This is a genomic window from Companilactobacillus kimchii DSM 13961 = JCM 10707 (assembly GCF_001435445.1).
Lineage (GTDB): Bacteria > Bacillota > Bacilli > Lactobacillales > Lactobacillaceae > Companilactobacillus > Companilactobacillus kimchii.
In genome coordinates this window covers 169,524-189,762 of sequence record NZ_AZDH01000001.1, presented here as the reverse complement: position 1 = coordinate 189,762, position 20,239 = coordinate 169,524, and the positions used below count along the sequence as shown (strand labels likewise).

Annotated in this window: 18 protein-coding genes; 7 read left to right on the top strand and 11 right to left on the bottom strand. The window is 35.6% G+C overall.

The window, feature by feature from the left end; all coding sequences use genetic code 11:
- Positions 1-132 precede the first annotated feature (132 nt).
- Entirely contained in the window at positions 133-1,065 is a 933-nt protein-coding gene (locus FC97_RS00880) for a glycosyltransferase family 2 protein (protein ID WP_054642768.1), read from the bottom strand.
- Positions 1,066-1,218: 153 nt separating this feature from the next.
- Entirely contained in the window at positions 1,219-3,138 is a 1,920-nt protein-coding gene (locus tag FC97_RS00875; protein WP_054642724.1) for a coiled-coil domain-containing protein, read from the bottom strand.
- 126 nt (positions 3,139-3,264) lie between these two features.
- On the opposite strand from FC97_RS00875, the gene FC97_RS00870 reads away from it, so the two are divergent.
- The gene (locus FC97_RS00870) at positions 3,265-4,458 is read left to right on the top strand and encodes an acetate/propionate family kinase (RefSeq protein WP_056967642.1); all 1,194 of its coding nucleotides are present in this window, start codon (positions 3,265-3,267) and stop codon (positions 4,456-4,458) included.
- On the opposite strand, the gene FC97_RS00865 is transcribed toward FC97_RS00870, so the two are convergent.
- Positions 4,455-5,369, bottom strand: coding sequence for a 1,4-dihydroxy-2-naphthoate polyprenyltransferase (locus tag FC97_RS00865; RefSeq protein ID WP_087882333.1), 915 nt, complete (start codon positions 5,367-5,369; stop codon positions 4,455-4,457). The two genes, FC97_RS00870 and FC97_RS00865, sit on opposite strands and share 4 nt — an antisense overlap.
- 85 nt (positions 5,370-5,454) lie before the next feature.
- Between FC97_RS00865 and FC97_RS00860 the strand changes: the two genes are divergently transcribed.
- Positions 5,455-6,426, top strand: coding sequence for a polyprenyl synthetase family protein (locus FC97_RS00860; protein WP_056967641.1), 972 nt, complete (start codon positions 5,455-5,457; stop codon positions 6,424-6,426).
- Positions 6,427-6,443: 17 nt separating this feature from the next.
- Positions 6,444-6,770, top strand: a complete 327-nt coding sequence (locus FC97_RS00855; RefSeq protein ID WP_054642720.1) for a bacteriocin immunity family protein — start codon at positions 6,444-6,446, stop codon at positions 6,768-6,770.
- A 212-nt stretch (positions 6,771-6,982) separates the two neighbouring features.
- Here FC97_RS00855 and cydC read toward each other — a convergent pair whose 3' ends face one another.
- The 5 genes from cydC to FC97_RS00830 all read right to left on the bottom strand — a co-directional run bounded on the left by cydC (position 6,983) and on the right by FC97_RS00830 (position 14,122).
- Positions 6,983-8,722 carry a thiol reductant ABC exporter subunit CydC gene (cydC, locus tag FC97_RS00850; RefSeq protein WP_056967639.1) on the bottom strand — a complete coding sequence of 580 codons (1,740 nt, stop codon included), beginning with the start codon at positions 8,720-8,722 and terminating at the stop codon, positions 6,983-6,985.
- Positions 8,719-10,452, bottom strand: coding sequence for a thiol reductant ABC exporter subunit CydD (gene cydD / locus FC97_RS00845; RefSeq protein ID WP_054642719.1), 1,734 nt, complete (start codon positions 10,450-10,452; stop codon positions 8,719-8,721). Before cydD ends, cydC begins: the two co-directional genes overlap by 4 nt.
- Positions 10,452-11,465, bottom strand: a complete 1,014-nt coding sequence (gene cydB, locus FC97_RS00840) for a cytochrome d ubiquinol oxidase subunit II (RefSeq protein ID WP_054642718.1) — start codon at positions 11,463-11,465, stop codon at positions 10,452-10,454. The genes cydD and cydB overlap by 1 nt, the downstream gene beginning before the upstream one ends.
- Entirely contained in the window at positions 11,462-12,904 is a 1,443-nt protein-coding gene (locus tag FC97_RS00835) for a cytochrome ubiquinol oxidase subunit I (RefSeq protein WP_054642717.1), read from the bottom strand. The genes cydB and FC97_RS00835 overlap by 4 nt, the downstream gene beginning before the upstream one ends.
- A gap of 324 nt (positions 12,905-13,228) precedes the next feature.
- Positions 13,229-14,122, bottom strand: coding sequence for a LysR family transcriptional regulator (locus FC97_RS00830; protein WP_054642716.1), 894 nt, complete (start codon positions 14,120-14,122; stop codon positions 13,229-13,231).
- Positions 14,123-14,243: 121 nt separating this feature from the next.
- On the opposite strand from FC97_RS00830, the gene FC97_RS00825 reads away from it, so the two are divergent.
- Entirely contained in the window at positions 14,244-14,972 is a 729-nt protein-coding gene (locus tag FC97_RS00825; RefSeq protein WP_054642715.1) for a DUF554 domain-containing protein, read from the top strand.
- Between the two features lie 47 nt (positions 14,973-15,019).
- Here the strand turns inward: FC97_RS00825 and FC97_RS00820 are convergent, their stop codons facing one another.
- Both FC97_RS00820 and thiD read right to left on the bottom strand, forming a co-directional pair.
- Complete coding sequence (locus FC97_RS00820) at positions 15,020-16,063, bottom strand: polyadenylate binding domain-containing protein (protein WP_054642714.1); 1,044 nt, start codon at positions 16,061-16,063, stop codon at positions 15,020-15,022.
- A 29-nt stretch (positions 16,064-16,092) separates the two neighbouring features.
- Positions 16,093-16,902, bottom strand: a complete 810-nt coding sequence (gene thiD, locus FC97_RS00815) for a bifunctional hydroxymethylpyrimidine kinase/phosphomethylpyrimidine kinase (RefSeq protein ID WP_025085531.1) — start codon at positions 16,900-16,902, stop codon at positions 16,093-16,095.
- A gap of 135 nt (positions 16,903-17,037) precedes the next feature.
- Between thiD and FC97_RS00810 the strand changes: the two genes are divergently transcribed.
- Positions 17,038-17,796, top strand: coding sequence for a MerR family transcriptional regulator (locus tag FC97_RS00810; RefSeq protein ID WP_054642713.1), 759 nt, complete (start codon positions 17,038-17,040; stop codon positions 17,794-17,796).
- A 55-nt stretch (positions 17,797-17,851) separates the two neighbouring features.
- Here FC97_RS00810 and FC97_RS00805 read toward each other — a convergent pair whose 3' ends face one another.
- Entirely contained in the window at positions 17,852-18,565 is a 714-nt protein-coding gene (locus FC97_RS00805) for a DUF975 family protein (protein WP_054642712.1), read from the bottom strand.
- A gap of 138 nt (positions 18,566-18,703) precedes the next feature.
- On the opposite strand from FC97_RS00805, the gene proC reads away from it, so the two are divergent.
- Positions 18,704-19,468, top strand: coding sequence for a pyrroline-5-carboxylate reductase (proC, locus tag FC97_RS00800; RefSeq protein WP_056967637.1), 765 nt, complete (start codon positions 18,704-18,706; stop codon positions 19,466-19,468).
- 162 nt (positions 19,469-19,630) lie between these two features.
- Positions 19,631-20,224, top strand: coding sequence for an ECF transporter S component (locus FC97_RS00795; protein ID WP_082397516.1), 594 nt, complete (start codon positions 19,631-19,633; stop codon positions 20,222-20,224).
- The last annotated feature ends 15 nt before the right edge of the window (positions 20,225-20,239 follow it).

The window sequence follows — 20,239 nt, the reverse complement described above, 5'->3', positions numbered from 1 at the left end:
TTATTAACCCATCCCTTGATCTATTCGTCTAACATTATATCTTAATATTTGTCGCTTATCATGTGATAACGGTTGAACTATTTTTTTGTAATAAAAAATGCCAGAACCGCACAAGATTCTGACATTGAGTTATTATTTTTTATCTTTAACAATATAGATAGGGCGCTTTTTAACTTCGAGAAAAATTTTACCGATGTATTCACCAAGAATACCGATACTTAGCAGTTGTATCCCACCGATAAGAAGAACGATGGAAACAATTGATGCCCAACCATTTACGCTGCTGAGAGGATTAATGATTTTTCGAATAATAATAGCGATGATAGCTAGGATTGAAGTAATTGAGAAAATAGTTCCCATCCAAGTAGCGAACATCAAGGGACCCTCAGAGAAATCGACAATTCCGGTGATAGCATACTTGAAAAGTTTCCAGAAATTCCAAGAAGTATTACCCGCCACACGTTCACGGTTCTTGTAAGGTAAGTACTTAGTCTTGAAACCAACCCAACTAAAAATGCCTTTAGAGAAACGATTATACTCAGTCATTGATTTAATGGCTTCAACCATTTGGCGTGTCATCAAACGATAATCTCTAGCGCCAGGAATAATTTTAGTCTGAGACATTTTATTGATGAGTTTGTAAAAGCTATTGGAGAAGAAGGAGATAATCTTATTTTCACCCTCACGATCCATTCTAGCAGTACCGACACAATCATATTCTTTCTCCTCTAGGAGATCGAACATTTCCGGTAGCATTTCAGGTGGATCCTGTAAGTCAACATCCATAACGGCGACATACTCACCAGTTACCTCGTTAAGACCAGCATAAAGTGCGGCTTCTTTACCAAAATTTCTAGAGAAGGAAATGAAGTGAACTTCATCGCTATGGTCTTGTTGTAAGTCTTTTAAAATAGAATAAGTCTTATCTTTAGAACCATCATCGACAAACCAATATTCGAATTTGAACTTATTGGTTTGATTTTTAATTTTTGTCATTGCGTCATAATAAATATTGATAGATTCCTGTTCGTTAAAACACGGAACGATAATAGATATAGTTTTCATAATTGTTTTTTCCACTTTCGCCAAATTGTAAAGGTATGTGATCATAACAAAAAGATCAAATCCATTTAGTATGAATTTGGTCTTTTCACAATTAAATGGAGAGATTGTGTCTATATCACACATTCATACTGTAGTTACAGTCCCCCAAAAATATTAAACTTTTAATGATTCAGGTAATGATAAAGTACCGTTGCTTGCGGTGTTAATAACACTGACACTAATATCACGGTTTGTCTTACTTTCGATAGCATGTAAGTCATCTTCAGTTTGAACAAATAGTTCGGTGATATCCTTTTGCTCATCTAGCAACTTGATTACATCGTCGATCCTCTTGGCGACATCTTGAAGCAACAGAACGGTATTCTTACTATCAATTTTGTTAACACTAATAACTAGTTGATATAAGAGATCAGAATGATTACCAACGAAAACAGCATTTTCTGTATTTGGTTCAACGCTCTTCAACCACCAAGTGATTAATTCTGATTTTTCATTGAAATCATGTTCTAATAAACCATTTTTATCAAATAGTTGGTAACTAACAGGTTTGTTCTTTTCAAAGATAACTGTAAGAACGATTGAACCATCAGTGCGGTAGAAGTTCTGTTCTGATAACTCTTTATTCTTATTAAAGTTTTGCATTGAAGATAGTTGACCTTGGCTATTGTAAATATTAGTTTTTACAACTTGATCGTTCTTGTAGTAGTTAATGCGGTCGATGATTGTCTTGTCAAAGTATTCAGCAGTCATCAACAGATTTTGTTTCTTATCGTAAATGAAAGTATCTTGTGTTTCAACATCAGTTCTAGTTACCCAATCACTACTATCAGGAATTGCCACATGCTTACCATCAGGGTTGTCGCTCTTTTGTAATTGATCGAATAAGTTCACAACATTTGGAATAGCAATATGTTGGTCCTTAGCCTTCTTATCAATAATTTCATGAACATGATTATCATAGAAGGTTGATACAACGGTAACTGGTTTTTGTAATTTAGATTCAAGATAATTGACCATACCGAATAAATCATTTTTTGCGGTATCGGAATCAAAATCATCAGCTGTTACGTAATATTCTTTGTCTTTATCTAAATAGACATCACGCACTAAGTATGCTGAATGGAAAACATCCTTAATATATTTACTCAAGTAGTCGATGTTGCCATTGACATCAGCTAATTCATCATCGATCTTCTTGTGTTCTTCATCAAGACTTTGGATGTGACGCTCTAGGCCAGCAATCGTTTCGATACGATAATTATGGTCATTCTTCATTTGATCATCAATGTTGCGAGCTTTTTGTTGTAGGTTAACAATTTGCTTATTAATGTCACCAATTTGGTTGTTCAAGTCAGCAGCTTTACTGTTTAAGTTAGCAATATTCTCTTGAGCAGAATTGATTTGTTCCTTGAGTTCCTTACGTTCAGCGTAAAGGGTATCGATTGATTCTTTTTGTTTCTCCATTAAGACCATCATCTTTTGGAGATCTTTTTCTTCCTTGATGGAAGTAGACATGTCAGTTTCAGATTGTTCATTTTTTGCAAGATTTGTTTGAAGCGTTTCCAAACTTGCTGTCTTTGTGTTAATCTCGGTGTTAAGGTCATTTAACTGTTCTTGTAATTCACTGAGTTTTTGTTCTTGTTCTTTGCGATCAGCGTTCACAACGGCTAAATGTTCTTTAGCGGCGTCATCGTTTTGCGCTTTAGTATCAGCCAACTTTTCGGTTGATTCTTTTTCATCACGTTTTAAAGTTTTAAGATAATTATCTAGGGTTTCTTTCTTAGCTTCAAAATCATCTTTTTCAGAGAAAAGGTTCGTCTTTAAGTCATTTCTTAATTGAGCATATTGATGTGATAAATCATTCATTTGCTCTTCGATATTTACGCGCTTGTCATGAACTGACATAGGAAGTTGTTCCTCTTTTTGTTCATTTTCCTTAGCAACCTCAGTCGACTGATTGTCAGCAGATGCTTGAGATTGAGCAGAATTTTGGTCGCTTTTAGGAGAATCTGGAACCGTCTTATCGGCCTCTGGCTTCTCATCAATCTTGCGTAGCATGTCTAAAAATTTCACGAATCAATTCCCCCATAAAAAGACTTATAATAGTTACTAAAGAGTAGCATTTTTTTATAGCGGTGTAAAGTTTGATATAAAGCTATTTGTAGAGAATACCTAGACCAAAAAAAGGAGAGTTTTTGTATGAAGATTATGGCTATAAACGCAGGTAGTTCAACTTTGAAATGGAAACTTTTTGAAATGCCTGAGAAAAAAACAATTGCTTCAGGAATGATTGATCGCTTGGGAACGCCTAAGTCAATCTTTAAATTAAAATATAACGGTCAAAAGATTCAACGTGAAGAAGCTATTAAATCTAATGATATTGCAGTCCTATCAATCCTAGATGCCTTAAAAGATATGAAAATTATTGAAAAATTTAGTGATATTGTAGCTTTTGGTCATCGTGTCGTTGCTGGTGGAGAGTATTTCAAGAAATCAGAAATTATTACCGATGCCAATTTGAAAAAGATTCAAGAGTTGGCTGAATATGCTCCATTGCACAATAAAGTCGAGGCTTATTATATCGATGTCTTCAAAAAATTGGTTCCTAAAGCTATTCAAGTAGCTGTTTTTGATACATCATTTTTCGTCGATATTCCCGAAACAAATTATTTATACAGTGTTGATCTGGAAGACTATAAAAAATACCATGTACGCCGTTACGGTGCACATGGTACAAGTCATCGTTATATCGCTCAACGTTTGAATGAAATCGTTGATGGCGGTATCGATGACAAAAATGTTATTGTTCTACATTTGGGTAGTGGTGCTTCAATTAGTGCTATTAAACATGGTAAAGCTTTTGATATTTCAATGGGATTCACTCCATTAGCCGGTATCATGATGAGTTCAAGAAGTGGAGATATTGATTTTTCAATTATTCCTTTCTTGATGAAGAAACTGGGAATTAAAGATATTTCTGAAATGATAGACATTTTAAATCACAAGTCTGGTTTACTAGGAATTTCAGGTGTTTCACCAGATATGCGTGATATTGAAGCAGTAGAGGATACTAATACACGTGCCAAGCTATCCTTGGAAATGTATCGTAATCGTATTCTCAAATTTATCGGTTCTTACACAGCTGAAATGGGTGGCGTTGATGTCATTGCCTTTACAGCCGGAGTTGGTGAAAATTCAACTGAAGTCCGTGAAGATATTATGAGTGGACTTGAGTATATGGGACTTAAGATTGATGAAGAAAAGAATAAGCAAAATGGTGCTGAGAATAGAATCACCACTGATGATTCTAAGGTTACAGCCTACACAATTCCAACTAATGAGGAATTGATGATTGCTCAAGATACTTATAGATTTGCCAAATTACTTGATTAGAAATTAAAAATCACACCGAAAATAAATGTAACGGTCTCTGCCAAAGTGATCAGTAACAGATTCTTGATGATTAGGGGGAAGGTTTTCTTCTTAATAGGATTCTGACTGAATGCTTTGGCATTTTTGTATACTATAGGTGTTATTAGAAAAGTTAATAACATCAGTTTGGGCAATAGTCCCAAGATGACTGAACAAACTAGAGCTAAATAACCGAGAACGTAAAGTGATTTGAGAATGAAAATCGAATTAGCTTTACCTAGATAGTAAACTAATGTCTTACGTCCTAAATTGATATCTTCTTGTTCGTCAGCAATATTGTTAGCCAATAGTAAATTAGAGATAGCAAAAACAGTTAACAATGATGAAAGTAAGGCATCACCGTAAAATTTAAAATTCAAAATGACGCCAGGATTGTGTACCACATTGATATAAATAGCGATTAAATAAATAACGTAGCCCATAGTAAATCCGGAGAAAAATTCTCCTAATGGTCCACGGTTAATAGGCCAGGGGCCACCGGCGTAACAGAAGCCAACGGCAAATGAGAATAATCCTAAATATAATAAGGGTAGGCCTGTCCGATAGACGATGAAAAGTCCAATGATAGCGGCAATTACACTGAATGAAAAGTCTAACCAGCCGACTAAATGGATATTGAGATGGTTGACACCGATAACGTTAGTTTTCCGACGAAAACTTTCATCACCAGTGGCGTTTTTGTAGTCCCAATAATTGTCGTTGATATCGACAGCCATATTGAAAAGAAACATAGCGATAAAAAATAGAATCAAATCAAGAGCGTTAATAGAATGCCAGTGATAATATGAATACAAAGTCCCCATCAAGAAGGGGAAGACACTAGCGGTCTTGGCTTTTATTTCGACAAGCTCGAAAAATACTGAAGGTTTCACAGAAATCATTCCTTTGGATTTGATAGGTTCTATTATAGAATTATTTTGGAATACAACAAAGCGATACAGGGGTAATAAATATTTTATGGCGAACTCAATTTGGAAAAGCTATCCTCAACTAGGGGAGAAATTGGATTTAACGACAGATTATATTCATCAAATGGTGAAGATAAATAATCTCGACATTAGTTCAATGATTATAGATTTAACTTCAGGTGGCAAAATGTTGCGTCCGGCCTTTTTCTTGTTATTCAGTGAATTTGGTGGCGAGAAAAAATCAACGAAGGATTTGATTCCATTAGCGGCATCTTTAGAAATTTTGCATGTCGCTACTTTGATTCATGACGATGTAATTGACGATTCGCCAATGCGCAGATCACAGCCCACGATTCACACTAAATATGGTCGTAGAAATGCTATTTATGCTGGCGACTATTTATTTACGATATACTTCGAATTAGTATCTCAGAACTTAGTTAAAAATACTGATATACTGCACAATGCATTGAGTATGAAACGCATCTTGATTGGTGAATTAGATCAAATGTGCATTAATTCCAACGTTAAGGCAACTACCGATATGTACTTAAAAGAAATTTCCGGTAAAACCGCGGAGCTATTCAGTTTAAGCGCTACTATGGGAGCTATTGTCAGTGGTGGAAGCCAGGAATTAGTTGAACGCTGTAAAGAAATCGGCCACGATATCGGAATGGCCTTTCAAATAATCGACGATATCCTTGATTTCAGTAGCTCTGCAGAGACCGGGAAACCAGTTCATGAGGACTTGCGTAATGGTGTTTATTCGTTGCCATATATTCTAGGCTTAGAGTCCGGTAATAAAGATCTGATTGCAATTTTATCAAAAAAAGAGTTAACTGATTCCGACGATGAGAAGGCAACTAATATAGTGATTGATGATGGTTATTTAAATTGTGCTAAAGAAATTGCTCAACAATTTACACAGCATGCTTTGGAAGAAATCGATAAACTACCTAAAAACGCTAGTCGTCGTGTTTTGATGGAAGTAGTTAAACGATTGGTTAATCGAATCAAATAGTATCGGGGGAAAATATAATGAACCAAGATAAGAAGTTAGCTTTAATTGAAAAAGTAAACGGACTTTTAGGGGATTTGAATAAAACAGTTGAAACCAATAATGAGGTTAAAACTCTTATTCAAACGGCTTATAACAGTATTAATAAGCCGGAAAAAACAACTCAAAAATATAATGAAATCTCTGATGCTATTAGGGAAATGAATGGTACTTTTCAAGAAGTAGCATTACAAAAGGAGTATCAATTTAGTCCGGAACAGAATGATATTATCAATAAATTAAGGACGCTATCACGTGAACCAATGTCTCAAAAAGGTATCGGAACTATTAATGGTGTTGTGTGGTAGACTCGTCCTCCGCAACAAGAAAACTTGGCTGAGCCAGCTTTCTTGTTGCTCTGGACTAAATTTGGTTTTGTTAAATAGTTATTGTAAAATTTAAAGAATGAAAAAGAACGACCTCTATTAAGAGATTCGAGTACATGTTATATACTTCGAATACTTAACAGAGGTCGTTTTTTAATTAGAAACTCTCATCAGCTAATGTAACGTTATAACGATTATAATCCCTGATCCATCTGATAAAGGTCACGGAAGTGCTGATTATTTTGATAGAGTTCTTTTGGTGAACCTTGCATTTCAATCTCTTTACTATTAATAAAGACAATTTGATCAACGTGGTTAACACCTTGTAAATGATGCGTGACCCAAATGATGGTCTTGCCATCTAGTACTTCAAAAATAGTCTTTAACAAATCATTTTCAGTAATTGGATCTAGTCCAACGGTCGGTTCATCTAGCAAAACGATTGGTGCATCTTGCAATAGAATACGTGCTAAGGCGATTCTTTCTTGTTCACCTCCAGAGAAGTGTGAGCCATTTTCGCCGACAATGGTGTTGTATTTATCAGGTAATGATTCGACTAAATTCTTTAATCCAACACGTTCCAAAGCTTTTTTAACTTCAGCGTCAGAACGATTCTCATTACCTAAACGAACATTATTCATCAAGGTAGTATTGAATAGAAATGGTTTCTGATTTAATACCGAATAAATTTTTTCTCGATTCTTTTGAATCTTGTTAACGTTCATACCATTGATAGTGATTTTCCCTTTTTGAGGCGATAAATCACCGAGAATCAATTGTAAGATGGTTGTTTTACCAATCCCACTAGGACCTAAGAGAGCTAATTTTTCACCCCGAGTGATTGTTTGTGAGAAGTTCTTAATTAGAATTGGTGAGTCAGCGTCATATTCGAAGTTAACCTTATCCAATTTTAATTCTTGAAAGTCTTCCGGTTTCAAATCGACTTGTTCAGGTAGATGATTTTGAATTGGTTTCAGTGTGTTTAAACGAAGAATGGAATCCTTATAGAGTGGCCATTCCTCAAATCCTTGGCTGACAGGAATAATGGCATCTGACAGTGGGAAAATGGCTAAGACAACGGCTGAAACAAAGTTAGCCTGTTCTTGATTGTGCGTCATAGTTAGGTTGGTGAAGATTAAGAAGCAGACCGCTAAAGCAACGAAGAATAATTGTAAAGCAAAATCACGATTACGTCGGAAAGCCTTGGATTTATTTTTTGACTTATCCAAGTCACTGATATTTTTAGTAGTTAAATTTCGAAAATCTTTTTTACGACCGGAAATAATCCAGTCATCAACACCCATAATGTTATCAGTCAATTGAACGTAAAGATCACTTTTGACTTGTTTTTGGTAGGCCCTTCTGGCACTTTCAATCGTTACAGAAAAAAGTGGAACTAGAAAAACTTCGACGAATAGCAACAGGAAAACGAAGAAACCAAAGGACGGATTGAAAATTCCTAAAGCAACTGAAGCAATGATTGTTACCAAGTAAGCTATAACGGCTGGGAAAATAGTTCTTAAATATAAATTTTGTAAGTGGCTGATGTCTTCTGACAAGAGTCCCATGATATCGCCAGTTTTGTGGTGTTCGTTAAAGAAAGAAGCATCACTTTCAAGGGTTCTATAAAGTCTAGTTCTTAAGTCTGAAGTAACTCGCAAAACCCAATTATGACTTTTTAGTCTTTCAATGTATTTGAAGACGGGGCGTCCGATACCAAAAGCTCTTGTTAAAAGAATTGGTACGTAAATCAAGAGAATATTGACTGGGTGAGTAGCGGCCTTATCAATCGTATAACCAGAAGTGAACATCAAGGCCGCGGCACAGAAGGATGTTAATAGTCCTAAAAGTAGCGCGGTAATCAAAAGTCCCTTGTACTGTTTGATGTAAGGCTTGACCCAAGTATCATGTTTGAATGTTTTGAAAAAGTTCATAGTTGATCACCCCGCATATTCTTGATTAATTGTGAGTAAGCACCGTTATGACTACCTAATTCTTTAGGAGTACCTTGTTCGGCAATCGTTCCATTGTCCATAACGACGACATAATCCATTTCCTTGATCCAGTGCAGACGGTGAGTAGCAAAAATTACTAAATGATTTTGGAATAATTTTTCCATTGGCTTTTTGAGAGCATATTCAGTTTCAATGTCCAGGTGAGCTGTTGGTTCATCGAAAATCAAAACGTGACGGTTATTAGCCAGAAAGGCACGAGCCAACATAATACGTTGTTGTTGACCACCAGAAATGCCACGTCCACCTTCACCAATAAGAGTTTGATATCCGTCATTGAGAGTAGCGATGAATTCGTCCAAACCAGCAGCTGAAGCTGCTTGCTCGATTTCTTTTTGAGAAGCGTCAGGACGGTAAAAAGCAATATTCTCAGCAATAGAGCCAGCGAATAGATAAGGATCTTGTGGCAAGAAGGTTAACTTATTTTGCCAGTTGGCTTGCTTGAAATTAGTGACTTTTTCCTGATTGATCTTAATGTCAGCTTTTTCAGGTACGATAAAACCACCAATAGTACGGATTAAAGTCGTTTTACCAGAACCAGATTTACCAATAACACCAATTTTTTGATAACCATGAAGATTCAATTCATCAATATCCAGACTGACTTCATTTTGACCAGTTCCGTTGTATGAAAATTGTAAGTTTTGAATGTTAACTTGTGAGTCTTGATTCCAATCAAAGGCCTTAAGTTCAGTACTTTCGGATTTACTTGGACGTTCGAGAATTTCAAAAATAGAATTTAAAGCGTTTTTACCATTTAGTGTGGCGTGGTAGTCTCCAGAAAAATCTCGTAATGGCAAAAAGTATTCAGGAGCCAAGATCAAAGTTACTAAGGCAGGGAAGAGTGGAAAACTGTTGTTAATTAGACCTAAACCGAGGAAGACGGCCAAAATGGCGATACCCAATGTAGTTAACCAATCGAGGGCAAAGGTCGATAGGATGGCAATTCTGAGGGTATTCATGGTCCGACGACGGTATTCGTCACTAACTGTGTAAATATTCTTAGCATAGCGCTTACTTAGACCTAACATTTTTAGAGTTGGTAAACCTCTTAAAGCATCTAAGAAGTGATTTGAAAGAATCGTATATTGTTTGTATTGAGAATCGGCTTTAGCTTGAGCAGCCAATCCTAAAATGATCATGAAGAGGATTACTAGAGGAACAATGATTGTTAAAGTGATTCCTGAAGCAATATTTTGCATATAAATGTAAACCAACAAAACAGGCGGAATGATGCACATATTCATCATTTTGGTAAAAATCAATTTGAAGTAATTTTCGACTAAATCAATTCCATCAAGTGAAGAGGTAACTAGATTACCAGTACCTTCATCAGAAATCATCTCAGGTCCTGCGTCGTAAACCTTGTCTAGCAACTGAGAACGGATATTCTCAGAAGTTTTACTAGCGTAGCTTTCAACGATCTTGGTATTAATTAGTGTAAAGAAGTGCCTCAAAATAAAAGCAATTGCAAACAGGATCATCGGATTAATGATGGTCTGTAAAGATTTTTGTTCCCACGAATTAACTAGTGCTTCTGCTAAATACTTACCTTGGAATAAAACAACAAATGCTTGCAAGAGAGTTAATCCTGCAAGCATCAATAGAAGTTTTTTTGTTCCTGGTAAGCGAAATAAACGCTTATCAATCATTAATATTTCACCGCATTTTCCCTTGGATTTATTCTCTTTGTAAATAGAGAGTATGACCAGATGAAGTATATAGCCACAATTGGAACCAGGATACATGCAACAATTGTCATAATCGTTAACGTGTATTGTGAATTAGCGGCATTTTTAATTAATATACTGTGTGCTGGATTTGTGGCAATCATGACACGTGGGAATAGTCCGTTGAACAATAAGACAATGACCATGCTGAGTGATAAACCACTACCAACAAAGCTCCAGCCTTCTCTATCCTTTAGGACTCCATAGTAACCTAATAGTGAGAACAAAACAATTAGAGCTGTAATGAAAAGAGATGTTCCAAATCTCTTAGTAAAGAAGTCTGTTTGTAAGAATACAAGGACAGCAAAGACAACTTCACCTAAGAAGAGAATTGGGTATAGAATTTGATTCAATTTACGAGCACGTTCACGTAATGGTCCTTCAATTCTTAATCTGATGAAGTTGAGGCCATGAACAAGTGATAGAAGTACACCTGCAACACCACCAACAACGGATAATAGATTGACAACATCGAAGAATTTAGGAAAGGCATCACCATTAGCATTGATGGGAACACCTTGTACCATACTCAAAAGAATCATACATAGGAAGAATGGTGGGATGATACTACCTGCAAAGAATGCCCACATCCATAGATTTTTACCAGTTCTAGTTTCGGCATGTTTGTGGAATTCAAATGAAACACCACGAAGAATCAAACCAACTAAGACTAATAAGAAGAGGATGTAATAACCTGAGAATAAGGTTGCGTACCAAAGTGGTAGTGAGGCAAACATTGCACCACCAGCAGTTACTAACCAAGTCTCGTTACCGTCCCAATGGGGACCGATAGTTGACATTAAAGCAGCCCTTTCTTGTTCATCTTTAGCTAGGAATCTAGTTGACATTCCAACACCAAAGTCAAAACCTTCAAGAAAGAGGAAGATTGAAAATAGGAGTCCGATTATGATGAACCATAATGTACTTAGAGTCATTTTCCAAAAGCCTCCCTTGCAAATGGATCAACGTTTTGCTTGGAATCGACTTCTTCATAATATGGTCCGTGATGAAGTGTTTGTCTGCAATACCAAACCATAACGCCACCCAAAAGTGTGAATAATAAGAAGTAAACGATATTACTGAACAATAGACTAGCAACAGTTGAAGTTGGTGAAACAGCTTGAGCAATTGTGAATAGTCCATAAACAATCCAAGGATAACGACCGAATTCAGTGATGAACCAACCGGCTGAGTTACCGATGAATGGTAGCCAGATAGCAATACCAAGAACAACTAACATCCACTTGTGATTTTCGATTGTATCTTTCTTCTTACGTGAGAAGATCAATCCGACTAAAGCAATCAGCATGACTAAAGCATCAATACCGGTCATAACTCTGAAACTCCAGAATAAAGTCTTAGGTGGGACAAAGTAATTCATGTCCTTACCAAATTTTTTATCGTATTTAGCATGTAGTTCTTTGTTAATGGAATTCATACCCTTAACTGAACCACTGAGTTTGTGATAAGCCAAAATACTTAAGACACCAGGAACTTCAATCTTGCCACTTGCCTTATGATCTTTAGCATCGATCAATTCGACAATTGTCCAAGGTGCAGGATCCTTAGTATCCTCGTAAATACCTTCAGTAGCGGCAAATTTCATTGGTTGATCTTTGATGATTTGTTGAGTTTGAAGATCACCAGCACCAGCTGAAAGAAGCGCAAAAATCAAACTAGCCCATAGGCCAAAGCGCAATGAAGTCTTGAAGAAGTGATTTTCATCTTTCTTCTTGCGTAAAAGACCCCAAGCGCTCATACCTGCGATAACTACAGCAGCAGTCATGAATGCTGCTAGGATAACGTGTGGGAAGACTTTCCAAAGTTGTGGATTTCTAACCACAGCACCGAAATCAGTTAACTGAATCCGATGTGTTACATTATTAATTTTAAAACCTGTAGGATGTTGCATGAAACTATTAGCAGCCAAGATCCAAATAGCAGAAAGCATGGTACCAATAGATGTCATCCAAATCATGAACGCATGAACACCTGGTTTGAAACGATCCCAAGTGAACATCCAGATTCCGATGAAGACTGATTCAATAAAGAAAGCAAGAAGAGCTTCAATAGCAAGTGGGGCACCAAATACATCACCCATAAAGCGTGAGTATTCAGACCAATTCATACCGAATTGGAACTCTTGAATAATACCGGTAACTATACCAACAGCAAAACTTAGAAGAAAAATCTTTCCCCAAAACTTTGCCATATCTAAATAAACTTTGTCTTTTTTAACGGCGTAAATAGTTTCCATGATAGCGACTAAAAAGCCCATTCCGATTGAAAATGGAACGAAGAAGAAATGGAAGACAGTTGTCATCGCAAATTGAAAACGGGCCAAAGAGACAATGCTTAAACCCAAAGTAAGCATGGTAAAAACCTCCTTAGAACATATAATAAGAACCCTAATATATACAGATTTATCATATGATTAATTAATATTATAAGCAACAAATTCGGCTTGTGAAAAAACGGTTCCATCGTTGAAAACAGTGACATAAATAAAACGATGAATACGCAATAATTGCTTAAATAAAAATCCATATATAAGATAATATCCTAATTAAAATATAGTCCTTTGAAATCGTTTTTATCATCATTATTGGCAAGATTTTTTTACGAAAAGGAAAGTAATTAATAGATTAAAGAAAAAAGAATCATACCGATCGTGGTGTGATTCTTTTTTTAGGATGTTTTATTTATTAGTGAATGAATGGTTGGCAGTCATTGCAAAATTCCAAAATAATTCGACAATTTTAGATGTGTTATCGTGTTGCTTCATGAATACTAGTTGGCTATTAATTTTGGGAACAAGTGGTACGACTCTAATATTCTCAAAACCTGTAAGATCGAATGATTTGTCCATTACTATTGAAATACCATCACCTTGATTAAGCATTTCAAGAATCAAGTCGATTCTTTGACCATTGTAAGTAACATGAGGTTGTAATTGCAGACTTTGAAAAGCCGAATAAAGAGGATTACTTATGCTTATTGTGTTACTTAAAAGTAATAATGATTCCCTTTTGAGCATGTCAGGGGTGATGTAATCTTTATCTGCCAAATGATTATTTTTGGGAACTAACACAACAAGTCTGTCCATTTCGTTAACGATTAAATCATAAGATGGAAAGTTATTATCAAAGATTCTTGTAAATACTATATCGACATTCTTCTGATCAAGTGAATGTTCTAATTTATCAACGTTTTCTTCACTAAATTGTAATCTTACTTTGGGATAAAGTTTAGCAAAATCAGTTATGATATGGAATGCTCGATATTGAGATAAAGAAGGCAGTCCTTGAATAACTAAGGGGCGTTCTTCAAGCCAGGCTTCACTTGCAATTAGTTGGTTTAGTTCGGCCTCTTTTTCCAGTACATCTTTTACTTTGGGCAAGATCAGTTTTCCAACACGGGTTAATTTGATTTGACGATGAGCTCGTACAAACAATTTAACTTTCCAATCTTTTTCTAAGATCATGATGTATTTTGAAATTGTTGATTGTGATAAAAACATTCTTTGGGCAGTTAGACTATAATTTTGTGTCTTTGCCAAATCAAGAAAAACTGCCAGTTTTTTAGTATCCACCTTATGCCCCTAACTATTATTATTTTGAATAGTTTAACACTAAAACAGAATTGTTCTTTGTTTTGACGGTTATTAGACTTTTACTTGTGATTATATTTTATTAAATGCAAGGAGTTTTTTTATGCCAATCGGGATTATAACGAATGTTTGTGCCATTCTTTTTGGTGGAATTGCCGGAGCTTTAGGTGGTGAAATAATGTCGGATAGTTTTAAAGAAGGTCTTAATATGACTTTCAGTCTCTGTTCGATTTGCATGGGGATTTACGCAATTGCTCCCATGAAAAATTTAGCGGCTGTTGTTTTTGCCGTCATACTAGGAACTAGTTTGGGTATTATTTTTCATTTAGGAAAAGCAATTAATCGTAGTGCTCAAGGAATGCAACATTTCATTTCACGATTTATCAATGCACCATCAGAAATGGATCAAGTAACTTTTGAGACCACGTTAGTAACCGTGATTGTTCTATTTTGTGCAAGTGGTACGGGAATTTACGGTACTCTTACTGAGGGAATTAATGGGGATGCAACCATTTTGATATCAAAATCCATTCTTGATTTTTTTGCAGCTGTTATTTTTGGTGCTAATTTGGGTGCAGTAGTTTCGCTGATAGCTGTTCCACAGATTATTATTCTAACAATAATATTTTCTCTTGCTAATTTCATTGTTCCATTAACTACCCCTGATATGATTCTTGATTTTAAAGCTACCGGGGGAGTTTTAATGTTAGCCAGTGGCTTTCGAATTACGAAAATTAAAATGTTTCCAACCGCGGACATGATTCCTATCATGATAGTTATTATGCCAATTTCATGGTTATGGACTAATGTTATTGTTCCATTAATTCATTAAAAAAAGAAAGACACCAATTCATTTATCTGAATTGGTGTCTTTTATTTCTAATTGTGACGATTACTACGACTCCTTGAGCCAACATTACCATTGTTCCCTGGATTTTGACCATAAGGATTTTGTGGTTGACCTAATTGTTGTTGTCCATTTGGAGTTTGGTTTTGATTACCAAATCTCTGTTGTAAGTTAGGTCTTGGTTGGTTGAAGTTTTGATTATTTTGAGGTGCATAATTTTGATTATTGAATTGACGACCATTACCATTCATAGATTGTTGATTTTGAGGCTGTCCAAAATTGTTTTGTGGTTGTTGATTGCCACGATTATTTTGATTCATTGGTCTAGTAGGCATTTGGTTATTATTCATCGGTTGATTTGGAAATTGTTGTTGATTGTTATAACCGTTATTCATTGGTTGTTGGAAATTACCATGACCGTTGAAATTGCCGTTAGGATTCTGATTCATCTGGTTTGGAGCCTGTTGATTGAACCCTGGTTGATTCATCGGTTGTTGGTTATATTGTCCCTGATACTGTTGATTGGGATTAGGTTGTTGATTGAAGTTCTGATTATTTTGAGCTTGATAAGGATTATAGCCATAATTTTGCTGATTAAAATTGTTCGGTTGTGCATTATATTGCTCTGGGTTCATTTGATTCATAGGATTCTGGCCGTATGGATTGTTTCCATACTGATCATTGGTATCTTCAGGTTCATCTTCAGGAATTGGATGAAGGATCGTATCAACGATAACGATGATCAAATCAATTGCACCAATAATAATACCAACCCAAGCCCAAATTTTTAGAAAACCTGCACCAGGCATGTTGGCATTGAAGAGACCCATTAGTCCACCAAGAATTAGAATGATGAAGCCTACGATATCAGGAACCATACTATATGTACGGTTAGTTAAGATGTAGATTGCAGCCGAGATAATATAAGTTATTGCCATTAGAATACCAGCAGCACCGCCAATGGCACCTGTACCAACTAAAGCAGCAATAAAGCCCTCAAATCCCGATTTAACCATTAGGATAATAGATAGTATAAGCAATAAAATACCGGCAGAAATTTTTGTTATTCTTACCATAAAGAAACCTCCGATTTTACTAACAAATACTATTGTATATCATCCTTTATAAAATGGTTAATAGGACCATATTTATGTCCGACATCAATTTCATTTTTAATAGCATTGTAAGTAAATGTTTTAGCAATTCTGATAGCGTCTTCCATACTCTTGCCCTTAGCAATTTCGGCCACAATACATGATGATAATGTATCACCAGTACCATTGATATGATCAGTTTTAACAAAGGGTTCAGAAATCCAGAAAGATTCGCCATCTTCTAGTAGAACATAATCTTCGACTTCACTGATAGAGTCATCACTATGTTCACCCTTTATCATAATATTTTTTGGTCCCAAGTTGCGTAATTTATGCGCAGCCTTAACAATTTCTTCTTTATTATTTAATTCTAGTCCAGAAAGTTTTTTGGCTTCATAAAAGTTAGGAGTAATCAAATCGGCTAATGGGAATAATTCGTCAATTAAGGTTTGGTAAGCCTCAGCTTCTAGAAGCATAGCGCCATGCTTCGTAATGATAACTGGATCAAGAATGAAGGCCCCAAAGGGTTTGTCTTTAATAGCTTCAGCGACAGTGTGAATAATTTCGGAATCAGAAAGCATACCTGTCTTGAAAGCAGAAACTTTAAAATCATCTTTAATATCGTTGATTTGGCTATTAATAAACTTGGCTGGCATATTTACGCTATCGTGAATACCGTAGGAATTACCGGCAACGGCAGCAGTTAAAACTGACATGCCATAAACACCGCGAGCCATAAAAGTCTTTAAATCAGCTTGTGCTCCGGCACTACCGTCAGAGTCAGAACCAGCAATAGTTAGTACTTGGATAAATTTATTCAAAGTTAGTCACCCACCTAATTAATTGTTTCCTTTATATTAACAGAAAGCATGAATTTATGAGGATGATTTATTATATTTCTCTTGACCTTGACGTAACGTAATCCCTTAAAATCAAAATTGTTAGGAGATTTATTTATGAAATATACAATTAAAAAATTAGCAGAATTAGCTGGTGTGAGTACGCGCACATTGAGATACTATGACCAAATTGATTTGTTAAAGCCTAGTGAAGTTAATGAAAACAATTATAGAATTTATGATGAAAAAAACGTAAATAAATTACAACAGATTCTTTTTTACCGGGCTCTCGACTTTCCGTTGGATCGAATCAAACGACTGATCAATGATCCTAATACCTCACGAATACAGGCTCTGAAGGAACAACAAAAGCTTCTGAAAGCTAAGCGTGATGAATTGAATGATCTTCTAACAAATATTAATACTACTATTAAGAGTTTTCAGGGAGAAATAGAAATGGCGGATACTGAAAAATTTAGTGCTTTTAAACAGACAAAAATAAAAGAAAATGAGCAAAAATTTGGTCAAGAAATACGTAGAAATTACGGTGAGAAGACCGTCAATTCAGCCAATGAAAAGTTTGCTAAATTGAGCGAGGAAAAATATCAAACTATGAAGAATTTAGAAGTAGAGTTGATTCAAAACTTGGTCGATTTGAAAAAACAACCTGATTTAGATTCTAAACTAGCTAAAAAGATTTTTGAAGAGCATAAACAATGGCTGAATTACACCTGGCCTAAGTACAATAAGGACATGCATCGTGGATTAGTTGACTTGTATGTAGAGGATGAACGGTTTGCCAAATATTATGACGATAGAGCCAATACTGAAGTTGTCCAATTGTTACGGGATGTGATTTATAATTATACGAAATAGGTATAACGGCGTTATAGAAAAAGAGCAAATCATTTAATTGATTTGCTCTTTTGATTTATCTAATGTCATTAGCAGCATTTTTATCAACAAGATCTTGATAAAAGTTAGCCATAGTCAATTTGTAGTATGGATAGATCCAGATGAAACCAATACCTAATGTGATGCTACCTAGGATCCACCAACCTAAGAAACTAAGTTGCAACATGAAGTAACGACCTTTATTGCCAACCATTAATCGACGACTACGTGTAATGTAGTCAGTCAATGAAAGACCATCAGCTTCGCCACGATCATTGAGATCCTTGTAGATGAAGTAAGTTTGAGAGTAAGCCATCATCTTGATAATACCAGGAATAACTAATAATAAAGTCCATAAGAATGTAAAAATACCTACTAGAATATAGATTAAAATTAGTTTCCACCAATCAGGGCTTCTGAAGTAGGTGAAATTACTCTTGATAGGTTGAAAGTCTAGTTGTGGATCTTCAATCCAATCTAGTCCTCTGAAAGCACTAGATAGTGAGATTAATAGAACAACTAAGCTGATGATATAAGAAGTTAAACTAGTTGATAATAAGCTTGAAAAAGCACCACCATTGTTATAAACGGCGTCTTTCATGGCATCAGTTGAGTTAGAACGGCTGACATTGATATTTATGATCATAACAATGACTGGAATTAGGTAAAGCTGGATAGCTCTGGTCCAGTTACCCTGTAAAAGTGATTTTACTTCGGTCTTTAATTCGTATCTTGTTTTATACCTTTGCATATATTTATACCCTCCTAAAAAATTAATCATACATTAATTATGAAAAATTCGAAACTAATTAAGAATGGATATTGTTACTGTTTCAAAATCATTTTCGTTTATAATGAAAACAATAGACCGTATAAAGGAGAAGATTTTATGATTGGATTTATTGGAGCTGGTAGTATCGGTGGAGCCGTTATAACGGGTCTTATTAAAAATGGTTTTAACGCGGACGAAATAATTGTTAAAGGTGGCCATTCTAATCATGCCAACCTTTTGGGTGAACAATTAGGATTTCAAGTAGTTAAAAAAGTTAAACAATTGGAAGATACAGATGTTATTTTCATTGCTGTTGGGGCTAATGCCTTGGACGGTGTTTTGAAAGAATTAAAGGAGATCGTAGCAGGAAAATTGGTTGTAGCTTTTACTGGAAGTGCAACAATTTCCCATTTGAAACAAGTGCTAGGTGATATTAAGGTGGCGCACGCTATTCCTAATACTCCAGTTAAAGTTGGAGCTGGATTCACTGGTATCACTTACTCAAGTGATTTTGAAGATGCTGACAAGAAGAAAGTCGCTTCAATCATGGGATATACGGGTCAACTAGTTGAAGTTCCTGAAAATCAATTAGGAATTCTCGGAACAGTTGCTGGTTGTTCACCAGCTTTCTTAGATGTCTTTATCGAAGCTTTGAGTGATGCGGGTGTAAAGCACGGCTTAAATCGTAAGTTAGCTTATGATGCTGCTATTGGGATGGCCATTGGTGCCAGCAAATTAGCTAAACAATCAGAGTTAAATGTTTCTGCCTTGAAAGATGAGGTTACTTCACCAGGTGGATCAACAATTCGTGGTGTGGCTGCACTAGAAGAATATGGCTTTAGAAATGCCGTTATTAAAGCTGTTGATGCAGCTGAAGAATAATTGATTCAGTAATTAAAAATCCGATTGGCTCAGTTGTGTTTTTAGCATCTGGTCAAATCGGATTTTTTTATAGAGAAATAATTATGTTCAAATAGTTATTCTTTTGTTCTTTGCAGTGTAATCGGGTAAAATTAAGAAAATTAAATTAGGACGTGAAGACATTTGCAAAAAAGAAAAGCTTATCGCACAGCAATTTTAGGAATCTTAATGGCGATTATTCTTGTGCAATCAATGGTACCTTTTTTAGGTTTCATTCCAACTGGTTTTATTAACATAACAATAATTCATATTACTGTTATTGTAGCTGCCATCGTTTTAGGCCCTAAAGATGGGGCTATTGTTGGTCTGGTCTGGGGAATTGGAACGATTATCCGTGCCTTCACTAGTCCAACTTCAATTATTGATACAACAGTTTTCACAAATCCGGTTGTGGCTGTTTTACCTAGAGTGGCTGTAGGATTAATTGCTGGATGGATCTATTTGTGGTTCAAACACCATACGAGTAAAAAAGTTTTAGGGATGGCTATAGCTTCTGGAATTGGGTCCTTAGTCAATACTGGATTGGTGTTAGGATTGATGCGTTTGATGTATGCAAGTACCATGGCACAAGCTTACGCTACTCAAACTGACCTTTTGAATAAGTTATTGTTAGTAATTGTTGGAACTAATGGTGTTCCAGAAATGATTGCGGCTATCATTATTGCTCCAGCCATTTCTAGTGCTATATTGAAAACTAATAAGTTTTTAGATAATTAAAAAATACAGCATCTA